Below are 20277 nucleotides of genomic sequence, written 5' to 3'. Positions count from 1 at the left end.
TTCGCCACCCTCAAGCTCGACCGCTCGCCCCACGCCACATCCCTGAAGGCGAGGGGTAGCCGACCCTCGGCCCGAACGCATGCGGGCCCTCCCTCCGGATCTTGCGAAGGACCCCGACCGCGGTCGGCTTGCGGGGTGGCGGCGACGGTCGCATAGTCCGAGGTATGGACGCGCGCGAGGCGGCGCTCAGACAGGCGTACGACCATGCTGTCCGGTGGTTGGCGAGCCTGCCCGACCGCCGGATTCCCGCCCGCGCTTCGGTCGACGAGATCGTGAGCGCGCTCGGTGCCGAACTGCCTGCCGGTCCCAGCACGCCCGCCGACGTCGTCGACCTGCTGGCCACGGCCTGTGAGCCAGGGCTCACCGCGTTCCCCAGCGGCCGCTTCTACGGGTTCGTGGTGGGGGGCACCGAGCCGGCCGCGCTGGCTGCTGACTGGCTGGTCAGCGCCTGGGACCAGAATTGTGTGATGCGCACCGTCTCGCCCGCGTACGCGGCGGCGGAGGAGATCGCCGGCGCCTGGTTGCTCGATCTGCTCGGCCTGCCGAGGGACAGCTCCGTGGGCTTCACCACGGGTGCGACGATGGCGAACTTCACGTGCCTCGCCGCCGGGCGGGACACGGTGTTGCGGCGCACCGGCTGGAACGTCGCCCGCGACGGCCTCACGGGTGGCCCGCCCGTGCGTGTCGTCGCCGGCGAGTCCCGGCACATGGCCATCGACCTGGCCTTGCGCTACCTCGGGCTCGGTCGGCCCGACCTGGTGGCGGCGGACGATCAAGGACGCATCGAGCCCGAGGCCCTTCGCAGGGCGCTGACGGCGGGCGGACAGAGCCCCACGATCGTGATCCTCCAGGCCGGCGACATCCATTCCGGCGCCTTCGATCCCTTCGCCGCGAGCATCCGTGCGGCGCGCGAGGCGGACGCCTGGGTCCATGTGGACGGCGCGTTCGGACTGTGGGCAGCCGCCTCGCCGCGCCACGCCCACCTGACGGCGGGCTGCGCGGACGCGGACTCCTGGGCGACGGACGCCCACAAGACGTTGAACGTCCCCTACGACTGCGGACTCGCGATCGTGCGCGACGCGTCCGCGGTCCGGGCGGCGATGGGCGAGCGTGGCGACTACCTCATCCAGCACGAGCACGGCGACCCCATCGACAAGGTGCCCGAACTCTCTCGGCGCGGCAGAGCGTTCACTGTGTGGGCCGCCCTCAGGTCCCTCGGCCGATCAGGCGTCTCCGACCTCGTCGAGCGGCTGTGCCGCCACGCCTCCGCGTTCGCCGCCGGCCTCGCCGGGATCGACGGCGCGACCGTTCTCAACGAGGTCGCGTTCACGCAGGTCTGCGCCGAGTTCGGCGGCGACGGACGTACCGACCGGGTACTCGCCCGGCTGCTCGACGACGGCACGGCGTGGATCAGCGGGTCCACCTGGCACGGCAGACGCGTCATGCGGATCTCGGTGAGCAACTGGTCGACCACCGACGACGATGTGGCACGCACGCTCGAAGCGATCCGGCGCGCGGCCGCCGGGGCCTGACGACGGTCGAACCTCCCGTCGCGCGCCCCTGCACCAGGAGTGGTACGAGCCGGAGGACGCAAAGGGGTCCGGCCTCAGCGGGGCGCCGGAGCCGCAGTGTTCAGGGCCCGCTCGATCTCGAAGGCCGGAAACGGCGTCCGCTTGCTCTCCGTGAGAAGACGGCGGTGGAACGCGTCCAGGACGACGGCAGTCCGAGCGTGTCGTTCGATGATCGCGGCGATCTCCGGCGTGACGCCATGGGGCTTTCGGCCCGCGATCCATTCACGGAGGAACGCCTCGTGGTCCGTGTCGACGCGTATGCCGTCGGGCAAGTGGTGGCGGAGCAGGTGGCTCGGGGTGTAGCAGCGGTCGTAGGCGAGATGTCGGGAGAGGAACTCGACCTCATTCGGCGCGAGTTGGAAGCTGGAGCTCAGGGCGAGTCCGAAGTCCGCGAAGTAGAGCAGTCGTCCGTCGGTCAGGATGTTGCGGAAGTGGGCGTCGAAGTGGACGAGCCCGTGAGAGCTCATGAAGGCGGTCCCGCGGGCCAGACCTTCCTCCACCCATGGGTAGGGCGAGCCGTCCCCGCTCTGCGGGCCGGCTTCCCGCTGGTCAGCCAGCCACGTGGCGAGCGTCTGGGGTACGTGTTCCAGGAAGAGAACCAGACTGGAGGAGGACCGGCCGATGGCCTCCAGTCGCTCGCGCACGGCCGGTGAGTCCTCCCAGTGCGCGACCGCTCCGTCGATGCCCCCGAACTCGTCGGCGAACCCCTCGGGAGGGGAGTCGGGCAGGACCCGCCAGTGGTACATCAACGGAAAGCCCTCGTACTCGTTTCCGAGGACCCAATGGGTGGTCATGGTGTGCACGGCCAGCTCGCGCCAGGCTCCGAACCCGGCCGACCCCACTCCGTACTGGTAGAACATCGGCAGCCCGAAGAGGTTCGCCGTCGACCGCACGTTCTCCGGCCGCAACTCGATGTCCGTCAACGGGACCCGCTTGACGAAGACCCGCGTCCCGTCGACGTCCAACTCCGCCGACCTGCCGCCGATGCCGGACCCGAGCGGCGCGACGGCGGCCACGACCTCGCCGAGCCGGTGGTCGCTCAGAAGGGACAGGCGTGTGGCGACGGTCCCGTACGCGGCGAGGCGCGCGGCATGGCACGGGTCCGGGTGGTGCATCGACGGCTCCTCAGTACCCCGAACCAGGGCGTCGGTGATCTCATGAACGCGATCGACCCTATCGGCCCTATCGGCCCTATCGGCCCTATCGGCCCTATCGGCCGAGACAGCCCCTGCATGTCCTCAAAGCCGTCCGAAGGGAGAACTCCGCCGCTACGACAAGACCGCCCGATCCTACGAAGCAGCAGTCAACCTCGGCTCCGCTCCCCCGACCGACGCGCCCCGCCGTGTGGTTCGCCGGCCGGCCCCTCCCCGGAGCGTCGCGCGCCTAAGATCACCGGGAAGCGGGACGGCGGACGAGGCACGGGAGAGGCGGCGGACATGGCGGACGAACGCGTGTACCTGGTGACCGGGGGCGGAACGGGGATCGGGGCGGCGACCGCGCAGTCGTTGGCCCGGGCGGGACACAAGGTGGCGGTGTCCGGGCGCCGCCCCGAGCCGCTGCGGCTGGTCGCCGAGGAGACCGGCGCCCTGCCCGTACCGTCGGACATCGGAGACCCCTCCGCGGTGGCCTCGCTCGTCGAGACGGTGGTCGGCACGTACGGGCGGCTCGACGGTCTGGTGCTCAACGCCGGCATCGGGCGGGGCGGCGGGGTGCGAGAGGTGACTCCGGAGGACTGGGACGAGGTGATGCGGACCAACCTCACCGGTCCCTTCCTGCTGCTGCGCGCGGCGCTCCCGCACCTGCTCGACGCCCGCGGCGCGGTGGTCGCGGTGGCCTCGGTGTCCGCCCTGCGCAACGGCGTCGGGAACGCCGCCTACGCCACCTCCAAAGCGGCGCTGCTCCAGCTGTGCCGCTCGCTCGCGGTCGACTACGGGGGCGCGGGGTTGCGCGCCAACACCGTGTGCCCGAGCTGGGTGCGTACCGACATGGCCGACCGCCGAATGAGCCGGTTCGCCGACGAGGCGGGCCTGGGCGGGAACGGTCTGGAGGCGGCGTACGAAGAGGTGACCCGGGTCCTGCCGGCCGGGCGGCCCGGGGAGCCGCATGAGGTCGCGGAGGCCATCGCCTGGCTGCTGTCGCCCGCCGCCTCGTTCGTGAACGGTGCGGTGCTCACCGTCGACGGCGGCGCGACCGCAATCGACCCGGGCACTCTCGGCTTCGAGTTCCGGCTGGAGCCACGCGTCCCGCGGGCCTGACCGACAGTCACTGCCGACGTGACCGGTCACGTCGGACTCGTCGATCAGCCGGTTCGCATGATTCCGCGCTTCGGCCGGGAACTTGGCATCGATGGAGTCACCGGGCCCGTTTCGGAACACTCGACCGTCCGGAGCGACGCCGAAGCGCTGGAACTCACTGCCAGCACCGCAGGCTTGGAAACGCGGGGCCTGGGCCTGAGTCTGTCACTGCGTCAGGTGGCCCCATGTCTCGGGTCCGACGATGCCGTCGACCGCTATGGCGACGCGTTCCTGGAATTCGCGTACTCGGCCGTCGGTGACGGGACCGAACTGGCCGTCGACCTCCAGCTGCAGGTCCGGAAGGTGATCGTTGAGCAGCCGTTGGAGCTTCCGTACGGCCGGCCCGTGAGAGCCCTGTTGCAGGGTGGGAGCGCCGGCAGCGGCTTCCTCCGCCCGCTCTCCGCCGGAGAGCATCCCCCAGGTCTGCGGGCCCACCACACCGTCGACGGTGATTTCGACACGTCGCTGGTACTCCCGCACCCGGGCATCCGTCGCGGGCCCGAAATCCCCGTCCACGGCCAGAGAAGGCAGATCAGGCACGTGCTCGTTCAGCAGCCGCTGCAGCTTCCGCACCGCTTCACCCTGAGAACCCTGAGAAAGCGTGGGAGTGTCGCCACCGTTCGAGACGGCGGAGACGACGTTCCAGTCGTAGAAGAGCTCGTAGTCGCCTCCGTGTTCCTTGATCCTCAGCGACTGCTGGCTGCCGACCCCGACCTGGCCGGCGATGGACGCGCGATCCGGAACGGTCAGAATGATGGGAACGGGGGTGAAGATGTCATCCTCCAGGCCTTCGCGGATCAGGTCGACCAGCGCGTCCCAGGCCGCCCCGACGAGTGCGCCGACAGTGAACCCGACCAGGGTTCCGATACCGGGCACAGCCGATCCGATGGCCGCGCCGACCGCCTGGGCGGCGGCCGCGGCGGCCGCGGTCTGGACAGCCTTCTCGATCTTGGAGCCGAACTCGTCCTGCAGTTTCTGGAAGTCCTCGGCGAGATCACCGTGGTCCTGCTCCACGAAGAAGAGGGTCACCGTGTACGTGCGCGGGAAGTCGCCTGGCCGCTGCAGGTCGAAATCCATCAGGACGTGCGGATGGATCTTCCACGCCCCGCGAATGGCATTGTCGGAAACGTCTCCGATGCGTGGTGTGCGGATGAGGTTCACGACAGGCTTCCTGTCCGGGCCGATCGTGACGGACGAGGAGTCGAGTCCGGTGGCCGACATGAAAACGCTGTCGTTGGCCCCTTCGAGAAATTCGTCGGTGGAGTCGTGCTCGATGAAGTAGCGCAGTCGGAACTGAAGGCGCTGCGGTGTGTCAGCCATGGACTTCCCCTTTCGAACAGGCTGTTGCGCGCGCCACCCCGCTACTCTCATGGCTTTTCACCTGGGAACCACGCCACTCGGTTCCCAGGACATCAGAACCGGTTCGCCGACGGCGGGCGTAGCGAGCCGAGGGGCGTTCCCCTGCGTGCTGCCGGGCTGGGTGTGAAGCGTCACTGACGGGAGAAGTCGCACCTGCGCGAGGCAAAGCATCTCGAAGGCCCGGGCGCAACTAGGCGAGTACAAGCTCTACCTTTAAGGCTATCCGCCGTTGGAGTCGATGGCATCTGGACGGACCGTTCAGCACTCCCTTGCCGGGGCCGCCGCTCACGGTGATGACCGCACCGCCCGCGTTGCGCACCGCGTCGTTGCCGCAGGCGGGCACATGGCGGGCCGCGGCAACAGCGAGCTTTTCCAAGCCGGCGGTGTTGAAAGTGAGTTGGACAGTCCTGCGCAACGACGCCGCGGACCAGGCCTTCGGCACCCTCGAGTCCGATTCGTGCCAGGACGCCCTCCCCTCGCGCAGCTGGATGGACGCGGGCCGGACCGAGCGGCCCTGGAGGCTCGGCGGGTTCGCCACCCAGTGCACGAGCGGCTCCCAGGCGTTCGGCCCGGAGGCCGGGTTCTCGGCCGCCAGGGGCTTGGCAGGGTGGCCTCGACTGCCTACCGTACGAGCAGAACATGAGCCTGACTCACATTTGAGGAACCGCGTGATCACTCATCACTCCGAAGCGCGCCTCTGGCTTCTGAGCACTCCCGGCACCTCCTACGCCTTCCGGTTGGATGCCGGTGACGTCCCCCGGCACGTGCACTGGGGCCGACCGCTGAGCCTGGAGCAGGCCGTCTCGGTCGCGGCCGAACGCCCCGCCGAGGACCCCGGCGCCGACGATCGCGGCGTGGAATACGGGGTGGAGGGTGGTCTGCGGTTCGGACCGCCGTCCCTGACCGTCCGGTTCGACGACGGCGTCCGCGGCTTCGAGTGGCGGTTCGTCTCGCACACGGTCGAGGAGGACCTGCTCACGCTCTCCTTCACCGACCGTGTCCGCTCCCTCGATCTCGACCTCAACTACCGGGTCCGGGAGAGCCATGACCAGATCGAGCGCTGGGCCGTCCTCACCGCGGGCGAACCGGTCGACGTGCTGTGGTTCGACTCCGCCGCCTGGACGCTGCCCGCCCGCGACGACTACCGGGCCAGCCGCGCGGTGGGCGAACGGGGCCGGGACTTCCGACTCGGGCGCGACCGGGTGCCCGTCGGGGAGACCGTGTTCACCAGTCGCCTCGGCATCACGGGACACCGGACCCCGGCTGATGCTCGACGCGCAGGACGCCGCCGAAGAGCACGGCGAGGTCCGGAGCGCGACCCTGGCCTGAAGCGGCAGCCGCCGGATCACCCCGCGTCGCGCCCCCTACGACCGCGCCTCCCGGACCGGCGGATCCGGCCCGTGGTGCGCGGTGGCGTCCAGTACCGGCTGGAGCGCGATGCCGTGCAGTACCTCACCGAGGACGAAGTCGTCGTCTTCCAGTTCCGGCCGTCCGCGTCCGACCGGCCGGTCGCCCGCACCCGGCTGAGGGGCCTCGACCCCGATGCCCGCCACCGGGACGAGGCCACCGGTGCCGTCCACGCGGACGCCGTGCTGCTCGGCCACGGTCTGCCGCCGTTGCCGCCCTTCGACCGGACGAGCGCACTCGTCCACCTCAGGAGAGTGCCCCGATGAGCCTCGCCACCGAACGGTCCGATTCCCTCGCCGAGCCCGTCCGCACGGTCGGCCGCGGTTGGATCACCCTGTACGTCCTGGGCAATGTCGGCTTGTTCGTCCCGCTCCTGGTGCCGACCACGATCCTGATGCCCGAGCAGATCGCACAGATCGATCCGGCGGGAAAGGTGGGCAGTTACGCCTGGGTCAGCGCGATGGGCGCGATCTCGGGAATCGTCCTCGCGCCGCTGGCCGGCGCCCTCAGCGACCGCACCACCAGCCGGTTCGGCCGGCGCCGGCCGTGGATGGTCATCGGCTCCCTGGTCTACATGGCGGCGCTGGTCTTCCTCGGTGTCCAGACGACGGTGACCGGCGTCGCGATCGGCTCCTTCGTCCTGTCCGCCGCCTGCATGATCATCGGTGCGGGCCTGTCCCCCGTGGTGCCCGACCAGGTCCCCATCGGTCAGCGGGGCGTGGTCCTCGGCTGGGCCATGGCCCCGCAGGCCGGCGGCCTGATCGCGGGCGGACTGCTGGTCGGCCTGGTAGCGAGCTTCTCCGCGCAGTACCTGCTGCTGGCCGCACTGCCCCTGCTGATCCTGCTGTTCGCGACCACCATGAAGGATCCGCCGCTTCCCGTCGGGCACCGCGAGCCGTTCTCCCTGCGCGCCTTCCTGGACGGCTACCGGATCAGCCCGCGCGAGCACCCCGACTTCATCTGGGCGATGAGCTCCCGGTTCGCCATGGGCCTCGGGTACGGCCTCGGCACGCTCTACCTGCCGTACTTCCTGGACGACGTGCTGCACTACGAGCAGTTGTTCCCCGGTCGGTCGACCGAGGACGGCCTGCTCATCGTGATCGGCGTCAACTGCCTCGCCACGGTCTCGACGGTCGTGCTCGGCGGCTGGCTCTCCGACAAGCTGGGCCGGCGGCGCCTGCCGGTCTTCCTCGGCGGCATCACGATGGCCGTCGCCGCGATCACCCTCGCCGTGTCGCCCACGTGGACCGTGACGCTGGTCGCGGCCGTGATCCTGGGGCTGGGCTACGGCGTGTACCTGGCCGTCGACACCGCCTTGATCACCGAGGTGCTCCCCGCCTCGGCGGACCGCGGCAAGGACATGGCCCTGGCCAACCTGATGACTTCCCTGCCGTTCGTCCTGGTTCCCCCCATCGCCTCGGTCACGCTCGGCAGTCTGGGCGGCTACCGCTCGCTGTTCCTCTGCTCCGCGGGCATGGCCGCACTGGGCGCGGCCATGGTCTGGAAGGTCAGGGGCGTCCGCTGAGCCGGGCCGGCGGGTGTCATGCGAGCCGGTCGTTCAAATAGCTGATGAGGACGCGTTTGCACTCGGCGATCAGCCGGGCGTCGCCCTGCGGATCGGTGGCGAACGCCAGTTTCAGCACGCTGTCCGCGCACTCGAGCGCCACCCGTACGGCGATGTCGAGTTCGGCGTCGTCCTGTCCCCCGGACAGGGAGGCGGTGAGGGAGCGCAGCCGGCCGGCGACCGCGGTGTTGTTGTCCAGGGTCGGCTCCAGGACGTGGTCCTGCCCCACGGCGCCGAAGTCGACCACGCCGAACCCGGCGATCGTCCGGCGCATGGTGACGAACTCGTCGACGGTCACCTCCACGATGCCCGGGACGCCTTCCGGCTCCTCGCGCTCGAAGCGGCCCGCGACCCGCGCCACGAACGACTCCAGGTTGCGGACGGCGAGCGCGCCGATCAGCCCCTCCCGGTCGGAGAAGAACTGGTAGAGGGTGCCGATGGGCACGTCGGCCCTGCGGGCCACCTCCTTGGTGGTCAGCGCGGCATAGCCGACCTCGTCCAGGAGTTGGGCGCAGGCGTCCAGCAGGCGTTCGAAGCGCTCGGCGCTGCGCTTCTGGACCGGCATCCTGCGCAGCGTTCCTGCGTTGCGGTCTTGATTCACGCTTCCATCATCCCACCCGAGAAGTTAACGTGAGCCCTGCTCATGTTTCAGGAGGCCAGACGTGACACTGAACCATCTCCCCGCCGACTTCGTCTGGGGCGTCTCGACGGCGTCGTACCAGATCGAGGGTGCCACCGAAGAGGACGGCCGCGGGCCGTCGGTATGGGACACCTTCACCGCCCGACCGGGCACGGTCCGCGACGGGCACACCGGTGACGTGGCCTGCGACCACTACCACCGGTACGAGGAGGACATCGCGCTGATGGCCGAAGCGGGCCTCACCGGCTACCGCTTCTCCATCGCCTGGCCCCGGATCCAGCCGACCGGCACGGGCAAGGCCAACCCGCAGGGCCTGGACTTCTACGACCGGCTGGTCGACGGTCTGCTCGCACGCGGCATCGAACCCGTCCCGACCCTCTACCACTGGGACCTCCCGCAGGGCCTGGAGGACGGCGGCGGCTGGCTGAACCGCGACACCGCGTACCGCTTCGCCGAGTACGCCGCCCTCATGGCCGACCGGCTGGGCGACCGCGTCCAGAAGTGGATCACGCTCAACGAGCCGTTCATCCACATGGTCTGGGGCTACGGTCTCGGTACCCACGCGCCGGGCCGCGCCCTCTTCCTGGACTGCCTCCCCGTCGCCCACCACCAACTGCTGGGCCACGGGCTGGCATTGGGAGAGCTGCGGGCGCGCGGCCTCCAGGTGATGATCGCCAACAACTGCACCCCGGTCTGGCCCGCCTCGGACACCGCCGCCGACCGCGACGCCGCAGGCGCCTACGACGCCCTGCACAACCGCCTGTTCAACGACCCGATCCTCACGGGCAGCTACCCCGACCTGTCGGCCTTCGGCGCGGACGCCACCCTGGGCGGCTCCGTACAGGACGGTGACCTCGAACTGATCTCGGCCCCCTTGGACGCGCTCGGCATCAACTACTACAACCCGACGCGGATCCAGGCGCCGACGTCGGAAGGGCTGCCCTTCGAGGAGGCCCCCATCGAGGGATACCGCCGCACCGCCTTCGGCTGGCCCGTCGCCCCCGACGGCCTGCGGGAACTGCTCGTCACCCTCAAGGAGCGCTACCCGGCACTCCCGCCCGTCTACATCACCGAGAACGGCTGCTCCGTCGAGGACGTCGTCGACGCGGACGGCACCGTCCTCGACCTCGACCGCATCGACTACCTGGACACCCATCTGCAGGCCGTCGACGCCTCCGTGGCCCAAGGCGTGGACGTACGGGGCTACTTCACCTGGACCCTGATCGACAACTTCGAGTGGGCCGAGGGCTTCCACCAGCGCTTCGGCCTCGTCCACGTCGACCACGACACCCAGGTCCGCACCCCGAAGGCGTCCTTCGCGTGGTACCGCGACCTCATCCGCGCCCAGCGCGGTTGAGCCGCCCCTCCAGGTCAACCCACTGAAGATCCGCCGCCGCACGTGGTCCGGCCGAAGGCGCCGGTCGCGGTGGCGCGTTGGACGTGCTTGCCGCGTACGGACAGGGTGCAGCTGGCCGTACCGCCCTTCTCGCCGAGGGTGACGTCGACGATCGGCGAGGCGCCGAGCGGAACGCTCACGGTCTTCCGCCAGGGCAGGCCGACACGCGTGACGACGTGCGCCTCGTCGCCACCGGACCCCCGGTAGGAGACGTCGGCCGCGCCCTCGCCGAGCACCTCGTAGGTCACGTCGTAGGTCGCCTCGGCGGTGGACGTCGCGGCCCGCTCGCCCGCGGCTTCGTCCTCGGTTCCGGTGCCGAGGAATCCGTACGCGACGAACACGCCGCATGCGAGCAGCAGAGCCGCGGCGAGGGCTGCGCCGACGCGATCGCTGCGGTCGACGCGGCGATTCGGTTCTTCGGTCGTCCGCATGTGGCAGCACCTTCCGTCGAGGAATCGGATTGGGTTATACACCACCGGATTCGATGGACGCCAGGCAATGGAAATGTCGGGCAAGGCGGCCCCAATCACCAACGGTCGGTCAGCGAAATGCCCTTAATGGGCTCGTGGTTGACGACACATCAGTTGCGTGGTGAAGAATCCCACCGCCCGCGATCGAAGCTCCTGCAAGGCCACTTCCCCGTACGGGGGACGTGGCCTGGTTTGCCATGCCTTGAGGCGCTTCGGTCGATGTCAGGTCCATCGAAGAGGGGAATGGCGTGAAAGCGAGATACGGGCCGGCGATAGCCTGCCTCGTGGTTTCGGCGGTTGTCGGCACCATGCTTCCACAAGTTGCTTATGCCGCACCGGTTTCAACCGATGACGGCAAGGGAATAGCCGATACTTTCGCCGGCTGGTTCGCAGAGGACGAAAGCGAGGGCGGGCCGGAACAGCCGTCGACCGGCGGGTCCCCGGTACTGCCGAGCCGGGAGAAGCTGCCGCAGGGCAAGGCGACCGGAAAGCCGCAGCGGGTCAAGGAACTGACGGACCGCCGCACGTCGAACGCCCGGTACTGGAAGTTGTCCGACGGGCGCGTGCAGGCCGAAGTATCGGCGGAGCCGACGGCGTACCGGTCGGGGAAGTCGTGGAAGGACATCGACCCGACGGTCACGGCGGCCGGGTCCGGGGGCTTCGCCTTCACCAACACCACGAACGTCGCACGCACGTCCTTCGGCGCCGATGCGGCGAGGCTGCTGCGCTTCGAGGCCGGCAGCGGTCACGCGGTGACCCTGGGCCTGGAGGGCGCGGGCACGCTCGCCCCCGTCGCCAAGGGCGACACCGTCACGTACAAGGACGCCGTGGCCGGCGCGGACCTGACGTACCAGGTGGGTCCGGGGCGGGTGAAGGAGAACATCGTCCTGGACGCCCGGCCGGCCGGCCCGGTGACGTTCACGTTCACGCTGGACGCGGGCGGGCTGACGCCGAAGGCCGGCAAGGACGGCTCGATCCGGTTCTACGGCGAGGGCGCGGATCCGGTCCTCGTCGTTCCGGCCGCGTTCATGACGGACGCGAAGAAGGACGCCTCCTCGCCGTACGGCACCGGGCACAGCTCCACAGTCGAGCAGAAGCTCGTCCGGTCGGGCAGCGGCTGGAAGCTGACGGTCACGCCGGACGCCAAGTGGCTCGCCGCGCCGGAGCGGCAGTACCCGGTCACGATCGACCCGACGATCTCGATCGCGCCGACGCCGAGCACGGCGCAGGACGTGATGATCTCCTCGGACGATCCGGCCGAGAACTACGACGGGAACTGGCGGCTGTCGGTCGGCAACACCAGCACCGGCGCGTCGCGCGCCCTGCTGCGGTTCCCGCTGACCGGCGTCCCGGCCGGCACCACGCTGGACTCGGCCGATCTGAAGCTGTACTACGACCAGACCCACACCACCGGTGACACCGAGGTCCAGCTGGAGGCGCACCGCGCCACGCAGGCGTGGACCGAGGACAAGGCCACCTGGAACAGCGCGAGCGCGCTCACGGGCGAGCTGTCGGGCACGTCGGTCGTGGTGGACGACGGCGACGCCGGACGGACGGCCGCCGTCGGCGCCTGGCCGGCTTCGGGCAACACCGCGTACACGCAATACGCGGTGAACCAGGACTACCTGTACAACAAGGACTCGGTCGCGGGTGACACGTACACCTGGCAGCCGAACCTTCCCGAGGACGGCACCTACCAGGTCGAGGCGCACTACGTCCCGGCCTCGGATCGCGCCACCAGCGCGCCGTACACCGTCACGTACGACGGCGGGTCGAAGACGTACACGGTCGACCAGCAGGCCGGCACGGCCGGGGTCTGGAAGACACTGGGCTCCCACCCGTTCAAGGCGGGCACGCTCGGCAAGATCGCCCTGGGGGACGGTCCGGCCTCGACGAGCACCTCGGTGATCGCGGACGCCGTCCGGTTCACCAAGGGCGGTGCGGTCACCAAGAAGCCGGGCGAGCTCAACACCTGGCACTCCTTCCCGGTGACGAAGACGGTCCAGCAGTGGATCGACGGCACCTACACGAACAACGGCTTCGTCATCAAGGCCGGCGACGAGTCCGCGAACGGCCCGAAGGGCGGACCGCGGTACGAGGGCAGCGAGTACGGGTACGGCGGCGAGACCGCCAACTACCCCCGCCTCGTCATGACCTTCGGGCGTCAGGGCGTCGACCTCGCGAACCCGACCACCGTCCACGACACGGGCGCGGAGCTGTCCTGGTCGGCGTACCAGGACCCGGACCCCATCGGGACCGGCGACGACATCGCCGAGTACCAGGTCCACCGCTCCGTCAACCAGGCCTTCACCCCGTCGGCCGCCACCCTCGTCGCACCCGTCGCGTCCACGGCGACCTCGTTCACGGACACGAGCGCCGTGCCGACGAAGGCCGACGACCCCGACCCGTTCGGCCGCGCGTACTACTACATGGTCGCGGTCAAGACGAAGGACGGGCAGGTCCTCGCCGCACCCAGCCGGCTCGTGCGGCTGCCGAAGGCGGGCCGGACGACGAAGGTGCTGGACGCGACGCAGGACACCACCCTGTCCTCCGCCCGGCCCACGTCCCTCCTCGACACGATCGACGACGGCGGCCCGAAGAACTGGCTCAGTGTCGGCAACAACTCCGCCACCTACGGCGACACCCGCGCCGTGCTGAAGTTCCCGGCCCTGGGCATCCCCACCACCGCGCGCGTCCTCGAAGCCGACGTGCGCCTGTGGAGCACCCAGACCTCCACGGACACCGCCGGCGCGGTCTACGAACTCCGCCCGCTGACGCGTGACTTCGACGAGGCCGGCGCGACCTGGGTCAAGGCCGACGCGGCCACGAACTGGGCCACCGCGGGCGGTGACTTCGGCGCGGTGGCGAGTGACACCGGGGCCAAGACGAACGACCCGTCGCGGCACAACTGGACGGTCACCTCGCTCGCGCAGTCCTGGGTGACGACTCCGTCGACCCAGCGGGGCGTGGTCCTCAAGATGGCCGACGAGGCCGCGCAGCAGGAGCGGACCCTGTTCCTCTCCTCCGAGGGCACCGAGCAGCGCCTGCGGCCCAGGATCGCGGTCACGTACGTCGACTCGACGACCGAGTCGACGTACTACGCGCCGCAGACCCCGGCCCGGATCACCCCGAACAGCGACCACACCGTCGAGTTCACCCTCACCAACACCACCACCTCCGTCTGGAAGGCCGGCACCCACGCCCTGAGCTATCGGTGGGCGCTCCCGGACGGCACGGACGCCACGACCGGCGGCAACCAGCTCCAGACGGCCCTGCCCGCCGACCTGCTGCCCGGCGACTCGGTCACCCTGCAGGCCCGGCTCCGCGCACCCATCAACTCCGGCTCCGGCAGCAAGCGCACCGAGTACGCCCTCACCTGGGACGTCCGGGACACCGCGGCGGGCACCTGGCTGTCCGGGACGGGCGGTCCGGCCGGGCTCCGGCAGAACGTCACCGTCGAGGACCCGACCTCGGACCAGCTCGGCCTGGAGAAGTTCTCCTCGTACAACGGCAAGAACACCGGCGCGGGTTCGTCGCTGATGAACAACACCGCCGTCGGGAACACCGTCTGGCAGTACAACGCCCTCAGCAACCCGGGCCGCGGCCTGAACACCTTCGTCCGCTTCGCCTACAACACCCAGGACACCTCGGACACCGTCGCCGGTCACGGCTGGTCCGTGCAGGCCGCGGGGCCGATCCGGCTCGGCGCCCCGCTGGACTTCCACCCGAACCCGAACCCGCGGGAGGTGCGGCTGCCCGACGGGGACGGCACCACCCACGTCTTCCGGGTACAGCCGGACGGCACGTGGAAGGCACCGGCCGGCGTCCACTTCCGGCTGTCGGCCAAGCCGGGCCTCGACTGCACCCCGGCGAAGGACCCGATCCCGGACGCCTGGACGCTGACGCGTCCGGACGGCACCCGGTTCCTCTTCGGCTGCGACGGCTACCAGACGTCCGTCGTCGACAAGAACGGCAACACCCAGACGTTCACGTACGAGGAACGCAAGTCGAACAACAAGCCGACCAAGTTCCTCACGTACATCACCGATCCCGCCGGGCGGCAGACGCTCACCGCCACCTACTACACCAAGGCGGACGCCGGCAGCCCGAAGGTCGTCGACCACCTGAAGTCGATCACCGACGTCTCGGGTCGCAAGCTGGCCTTCGAGTACTCCGACAAGGGACTGCTCACCAAGCTGACCGACGGCGCGGGCTCGTCCCAGCCGAAGGTCTTCGGCTTCACGTACGACGCCGAGCAGGGCAACAAGAACGTCAAGCTGGTCCGGATCACCGACCCGCGCGGCAACGCCACCGCTCTCGACTACTACTACCCGAGCGAGGGCGACGACCCGAAGTACCACTGGTGGACCCAGTCCATCACCGACCGCATCGGCGGCGCCACGCAGTTCCGGTACGCCGCGGACACCACCGACACCCGCTTCACGTCCACGGTGGTCACGGACGCCGAGGGTCACGACGCCACGTACGTCACCGACGACTTCGGTCGTCCGGTGCGGTCCGTCAACGCCAAGTCGCAGCAGACCGAGCTGGCGTGGGACGCGGACAACAACGTCACGTACATGGAGGAGAACAACGGCGCCGTCACCGCGTACTGCTACGACCCGCTGACCGGCTACCCGCTGTGGAAGCGCACCGCGGAGCACAACAAGGCCGGGGTCCCGCCGCAGAGCGACTGCGCGCCCGGCAAGTACCCGGCCGACGCCCAGAAGTTCGAGTACGTCAAGCGACTGGACGGATACTCCTCCGACCTGTACCGCAAGACGTCGCCGGAGGGCCGCGCCTGGCAGTTCGGCTATGACGCCTTCGGCAACCTGAAGACGGTCACCGACCCGAAGGGCGTCGCGACGCCCACCGCGGGCGACTACACGACCACGTACGAGTACGACGCCCACGGCCAGCTCACCAAGGCCACCGACGCCAACGGCCACTCCACGGTCAACAGCGAGTTCACGCCGACCGGTTACCCGGCGAAGATCACGGACGCCCTCGGCGGCAGCACGGGCTACGAGTACGACGTGCGCGGCAAGGTCACCCGGACGACCGACGCGCTGGGCCACCGCACCACGCAGACGTACGACGCGTACGGCCGGCCGCTGATCAGGACGGCGCCGAGGGACCAGGCCGCGGGTGACCTGATCACCGTTCCGGCCCCCGACTACGACGCCAACGACAACGTCACCAAGGCGATCGCGCCCACCGGTGCCGTCTCCACGGCGGCCTACGACGCGGCCGACCAGCTCACCGACGCCACCTCGCCGCAGGACACGCCGACCGCGCCGCTGCGCCGGACGGTCTACACCTACGACAAGACCGGCCACCTGAAGACCACGACCGAGCCGAAGGGCGTGGCCACGCCCGGGATCCCGGACGACTACACCACCACCCAGAACTACGACGAGATCTACCAGCTCGCCTCGGTGGTCAACGCCCTCGGCGAGAAGATCACGTACACGTACGACGAGGTGGGCAACAACGTCAAGGTCGTCGACCCGAAGAAGAACCGGACGGCCGACCCCGACGACTTCTCGTCGAAGATGACCTACGACCTGGAGCACCGGGTCACCTCGGTCACCGACCCGCTGGGCAACGTGACGCGCCGCGCCTACGACAAGGACGCGCTGGTCGTCGCCGACACGGACCCCGACGGGAACACCACCTACTCCGGCTACGACGAGCGGGGCCGCAAGACCGAGCAGAGGGTTCCGCACGCGGGCTCCGGCGCCGGCACCACCTACCGCACCACCCGCTACGAGTACGACCAGGTCGGCAACGCCACCCGCGTCATCACCCCGCGGGGCACGGAGACCGCGAACGCCGACGACTTCACCAGCCGTACCGAGTACGACGAGCTGAACCGGCCGGTCAAGCAGTACCTGCCGTACGACCCGTCGGACACCCGCTACAACAACCCGAACGTCTACACGCAGACGTTCTACGACGCGGCCGGCCGCGTCACCCGGACCTCGCAGCCGCCCTCGCAGGGCCAGACGGTCCGCAACGACACCGAGTTCACCTACTACGACAACGGATGGACCAAGAGCTCCACCGACCCGTGGGACATCCGGACGAGCTACGAGTACGACGACCTGGGACTGCAGACCTCCAGGACGCTCAGCTCCGCCGGTGGGTCCGTCAGCCGCACCATGGGCTGGAGCTACTACCCGAACGGCAAGCTGAAGGAGAAGACCGACGACGGCGTGCCGGTCGGCACCGCGGTGCCGCTCGTCGACAACTCCGACGTCCAGCACACCGGTTCCACCGGTACCTGGACCACGGCGAACCTCACCGGGCAGCAGGGCTTCGACCACCGCGTGCACGCGGCCGGAGCCGGGACGGACGCGTACTCCTGGACGCTGAACATCCCGAAGAACGGCAAGTACACCGCGTACGTGAAGTTCCCGCAGGTCGCGGGCGCCAGCAAGACCGCCAAGTACAAGGTCACCCACACCGCCGGCAGCACCGACCGCACGGTCGACCAGTCCACCGCGGCGGGCACCTGGGTCAGCCTCGGCACGTACGACTTCGCCCAGGGCAACGCGGCGAAGCTGGAGCTGTTCCAGGCCGCCGACGGCAAGGTCGTGGCCGACGGGGTCAAGCTGGTGCGCGACCTCACCGGCGACATCGACGCGGAGAAGCACCACTTCCGCTACGCCTACGACCTGAACGACAACCTCTCGCTGATCGACGACCTGTCGTCCGGCGCCGAGGTCGACACGTACACGATCGCCTACACCGGTCTGAACCGGGTGTCCGGGATCACCGAGACCCTGGCCGGCCAGCAGAAGACCAGCACGACCTACACCTACGACGCCAACGACCAGCCCGAGAGCATCACCCACCCCGACCAGTACTCGAAGTACACCTACGACCTGAGGGAGAAGGTCAAGACGGTCTCGGTGGGCACCTCGCCCACGGACACCGACCCCAAGGTCACCTCGTACACCTACACCGACCGCGGTGAGTCGCTGCGGGAGACCAAGGACAACGGCAACACCGTCGACTTCGACTACTTCCTCGACGGCGCGGTCAGGACCAGCGCGGAGAAGAAGGCCGACGGCACGCTCGTCGCCTCGCACACCTACGCCTACGACGCCAACGGCAACAAGGCGCAGGACGCGGCGAAGAAGATGAACGCCGACAACCACGCGGCGTACCTCGAGTCCACCACCGCGTACACCTACGACCCGGTCGACCGGATCGCCAAGTCGGTGAAGACCGGCAACGGCGCCGCCACGGAGACGTACGTCCACGACGACAACGCCAACGTCGTCCAGCAGACCGTCGGCGGCACCGCCACGGACTTCCGCTACGACCGCAACCGGCTCCAGACGTCGACCACCGCGGGATCCGTCACCTCCTTCAACTACGACCCGCTGGGTCGTCAGGAGTCGACGTCCCAGGACGGGCAGATCGTCTCGCGCAGCGTCTACGACGGCTTCGACCACGTCGTCGAGTCCCAGCAGCGGGACGGCACCGGCGCGATGAAGTCGACGAAGTACACCTTCGACCCGCTCGACCGCACCTCGTCGAAGACCGCGGACGGCAAGACCACCGACTACCGCTACCTCGGCCTCTCCCAGGAGGTGCTGACCGAGGAGGTGGCCGGCAAGCTCACCAAGTCCTACCAGTACAGCCCGTGGGGCCAGCGGCTGTCGCAGGTCAAGCACAACGAGAACGGGACGACCGAGGACGCCTACTACGGCTACAACAGCCACACGGACGTCGAGACGCTGACCGACGCCGGCGGCGACACCAAGGCCACCTACGGCTACACGGCCTACGGCAACGAGGACTCGTCGGAGTTCACCGGCATCGACAAGCCGGACGCCTCCGACCCGACGAAGGAGGAGTACAACTCCTACCGCTACAGCGCCAAGCGGTGGGACGCCGGGTCCGGTACGTACGACATGGGATTCCGTGACTACGACCCGGGGCTGAACCGCTTCACCAGCCGGGACATGTACAACGGGGCCCTGGCCGACATGGGCCTGGGCAGCGACCCCTTCACCGGCAACCGCTACGCCTTCACCGGCGGCAACCCGATCAGCAACGTCGAGATCGACGGCCACTTCTTCGCCCTGGCGATCCCGGTGATCGCCGTGGCCTTCGTCGCGGCGGTCGTGGTGACCGTCGCCATCATCGCCGTCGCCGCGGCCGTCGAGTACGTCGTCAACGAGGTCCGGGAACGGATCGACGAGGCCCGGGAGGACGACACCGCCGACGAGCCCGCACCGGACCCGCGGCGCCTTCCGCGGCCCCAGCCCGAGCCGGACAACGACGACGACGACCGTTCGGGTTGCGGCGACGGCTGGATCAAGTACGGCGACCGGGACGCGGCCAACGGCAACCGGGCCACGGCTGCCGAGGCCTGCCTGACCAAGGAGTACCTGAAGAACAACAAGGGAACCGGCGTGGGTTCCAACCCCCCGGGATACGAGTGGGCGCAGGACTACGCCAAGGGCAAGGGCCTCGACGCGCAGAAGAACGTCAACGCGTGCCACCTCATCGGCAACAAGCTGGCGGGCAAGGGAGTCCTGGCGAACCTCTCCCCGTGCGCTCGCGGTGCCAATGCCAAGCAGATCGGCTCCACGCAGGGCGAAGAGCACATGAGGGCGTACGAACTGCAGGTCTACAACGCCGTGATGGCGGGCCAGGACGTCATGTACACCGTGTCGCCCCGTTACGACGGCAACAGGACGGTGCCGACCGGCTACGACATGTCGGCGTACGGCGTGAATCCTGACGGTTCGGTAGGAATCAACTTCCAGGTGTTCATCCCGAACACACTCAGCACGGGAGACAATCTCGGCACACAGAGCAGCGGCGGTTCGCCGGTACCCACGGGGAGCACCCCATGACGGGAACCGCAGCGGACCGCACGGAAACGGAGCGAGGCACCGATGAGTGAGCCGACCGACCTGGACGCCCTGCGCCGGCTGATGCCGCCGCCGAAGGACGGGGACACGACGGTCGACTGGGCCGCCCTCGCCGAGACCTGGGGCAAGCCGTTCCCCGACGACTTCCGGCGCTACATGGAGGTCTACGGGGCCGGCGCGGTGCAGAAGTACCTGTCGATCGGCAGGCCGGAGCCCAAGGTGCCGCTGGAACAGGCCCCGCGGGACGGCATGGTGATCGAGACGGCGAACGCCGAGGCCGACTGGGAGACGGAGGAGAAGACGCCCGAGCTCGAGGGCACTTCTCCGGTGCTGATCACCTGGGGGGTCTCCGCCACCGCGGACATGCTGTGCTGGGACGCGTCGAACGACGATCCCGCCCAGTGGCCCGTCGTGGTCTACCACCGCAACGACATGCTGTGGAGTCGCTACGACTGCGGGATGGTGGAGTTCCTCGTCCGGAACTTCCGTGCCGAATGGCCGGAGAACCCCCTGGGCGGCGAGTTCCTCTGGGACGTGAGTGAGGTGACGTTCCAGGCGCAGGGCTGACGCCCCGCAGTGTGTGCGAGACGCTCGGCCGGGCTGCCCGGCCGAGCGTTTCGCGTGAGCGGTGGTGTGACGCTTCAGGCCGCGTGGGCGCGGGCCCGCACCTTCGCGGGCC

The 20277-nt window shown here is 69.4% G+C and carries 11 protein-coding genes; 7 read left to right on the top strand and 4 right to left on the bottom strand.

The window, feature by feature from the left end:
• Positions 1-164: 164 nt before the first annotated feature.
• Positions 165-1532, top strand: a complete 1368-nt coding sequence (locus tag ACFCY7_RS09200; RefSeq protein WP_376482786.1) for a pyridoxal phosphate-dependent decarboxylase family protein — start codon at positions 165-167, stop codon at positions 1530-1532.
• Between the two features lie 74 nt (positions 1533-1606).
• Here the strand turns inward: ACFCY7_RS09200 and ACFCY7_RS09195 are convergent, their stop codons facing one another.
• A complete protein-coding gene (locus tag ACFCY7_RS09195; RefSeq protein ID WP_376482785.1) occupies positions 1607-2686 on the bottom strand; it encodes a protein kinase family protein in 1080 nt (359 codons plus the stop codon).
• A gap of 321 nt (positions 2687-3007) precedes the next feature.
• Here ACFCY7_RS09195 and ACFCY7_RS09190 point away from each other — a divergent pair, with 321 nt between their 5' ends.
• Complete coding sequence (locus ACFCY7_RS09190; RefSeq protein WP_376482784.1) at positions 3008-3826, top strand: SDR family NAD(P)-dependent oxidoreductase; 819 nt, start codon at positions 3008-3010, stop codon at positions 3824-3826.
• Between the two features lie 204 nt (positions 3827-4030).
• Here the strand turns inward: ACFCY7_RS09190 and ACFCY7_RS09185 are convergent, their stop codons facing one another.
• A complete protein-coding gene (locus ACFCY7_RS09185; protein ID WP_376482783.1) occupies positions 4031-5185 on the bottom strand; it encodes a peptidoglycan-binding protein in 1155 nt (384 codons plus the stop codon).
• A gap of 707 nt (positions 5186-5892) precedes the next feature.
• Here ACFCY7_RS09185 and ACFCY7_RS09180 point away from each other — a divergent pair.
• Both ACFCY7_RS09180 and ACFCY7_RS09175 read left to right on the top strand, forming a co-directional pair.
• Positions 5893-6897 (top strand): glycoside hydrolase family 36 N-terminal domain-containing protein, encoded by a 1005-nt coding sequence (locus tag ACFCY7_RS09180; protein WP_376482782.1) that lies wholly within the window; start codon positions 5893-5895, stop codon positions 6895-6897.
• Positions 6894-8156 carry an MFS transporter gene (locus ACFCY7_RS09175; RefSeq protein WP_376482780.1) on the top strand — a complete coding sequence of 421 codons (1263 nt, stop codon included), beginning with the start codon at positions 6894-6896 and terminating at the stop codon, positions 8154-8156. Before ACFCY7_RS09180 ends, ACFCY7_RS09175 begins: the two co-directional genes overlap by 4 nt.
• Positions 8157-8172: 16 nt before the next feature.
• On the opposite strand, the gene ACFCY7_RS09170 is transcribed toward ACFCY7_RS09175, so the two are convergent.
• On the bottom strand, positions 8173-8796 hold the full coding sequence (locus ACFCY7_RS09170) for a TetR family transcriptional regulator (RefSeq protein WP_376482779.1): 624 nt from the start codon (positions 8794-8796) through the stop codon (positions 8173-8175).
• Positions 8797-8857: 61 nt separating this feature from the next.
• Here ACFCY7_RS09170 and ACFCY7_RS09165 point away from each other — a divergent pair, with 61 nt between their 5' ends.
• Entirely contained in the window at positions 8858-10192 is a 1335-nt protein-coding gene (locus ACFCY7_RS09165) for a GH1 family beta-glucosidase (RefSeq protein WP_376482777.1), read from the top strand.
• Between the two features lie 14 nt (positions 10193-10206).
• Here the strand turns inward: ACFCY7_RS09165 and ACFCY7_RS09160 are convergent, their stop codons facing one another.
• Entirely contained in the window at positions 10207-10662 is a 456-nt protein-coding gene (locus ACFCY7_RS09160; RefSeq protein ID WP_376482775.1) for a hypothetical protein, read from the bottom strand.
• Between the two features lie 347 nt (positions 10663-11009).
• Here ACFCY7_RS09160 and ACFCY7_RS09155 point away from each other — a divergent pair, with 347 nt between their 5' ends.
• Complete coding sequence (locus ACFCY7_RS09155; RefSeq protein ID WP_376482774.1) at positions 11010-19580, top strand: DNRLRE domain-containing protein; 8571 nt, start codon at positions 11010-11012, stop codon at positions 19578-19580.
• Positions 19581-19622: 42 nt separating this feature from the next.
• Positions 19623-20165, top strand: coding sequence for an SMI1/KNR4 family protein (locus ACFCY7_RS09150; RefSeq protein ID WP_376482772.1), 543 nt, complete (start codon positions 19623-19625; stop codon positions 20163-20165).
• Positions 20166-20277: the final 112 nt, after the last annotated feature.

Origin of the sequence: Streptomyces sp. NPDC056361 (genome assembly GCF_042262805.1) — a bacterium.
Taxonomy (GTDB): domain Bacteria; phylum Actinomycetota; class Actinomycetes; order Streptomycetales; family Streptomycetaceae; genus Streptomyces.
The sequence above is the reverse complement of the archived record's forward strand: the minus strand, read 5'-3'. Positions and strand labels throughout refer to the sequence as shown.

Bases quoted from the DNA above. Each gene is read 5' to 3' on its own strand.
- ACFCY7_RS09200 (WP_376482786.1), top strand. From the start codon at position 165: ATGGACGCGCGCGAGGCGGCGCTCAGACAGGCGTACGACCATGCTGTC.
- ACFCY7_RS09195 (WP_376482785.1), bottom strand. From the start codon at position 2,686: ATGCACCACCCGGACCCGTGCCATGCCGCGCGCCTCGCCGCGTACGGG.
- ACFCY7_RS09190 (WP_376482784.1), top strand. From the start codon at position 3,008: ATGGCGGACGAACGCGTGTACCTGGTGACCGGGGGCGGAACGGGGATC.
- ACFCY7_RS09185 (WP_376482783.1), bottom strand. From the start codon at position 5,185: ATGGCTGACACACCGCAGCGCCTTCAGTTCCGACTGCGCTACTTCATC.
- ACFCY7_RS09175 (WP_376482780.1), top strand. From the start codon at position 6,894: ATGAGCCTCGCCACCGAACGGTCCGATTCCCTCGCCGAGCCCGTCCGC.
- ACFCY7_RS09160 (WP_376482775.1), bottom strand. From the start codon at position 10,662: ATGCGGACGACCGAAGAACCGAATCGCCGCGTCGACCGCAGCGATCGC.
- ACFCY7_RS09155 (WP_376482774.1), top strand. From the start codon at position 11,010: ATGCTTCCACAAGTTGCTTATGCCGCACCGGTTTCAACCGATGACGGC.
- ACFCY7_RS09150 (WP_376482772.1), top strand. From the start codon at position 19,623: ATGAGTGAGCCGACCGACCTGGACGCCCTGCGCCGGCTGATGCCGCCG.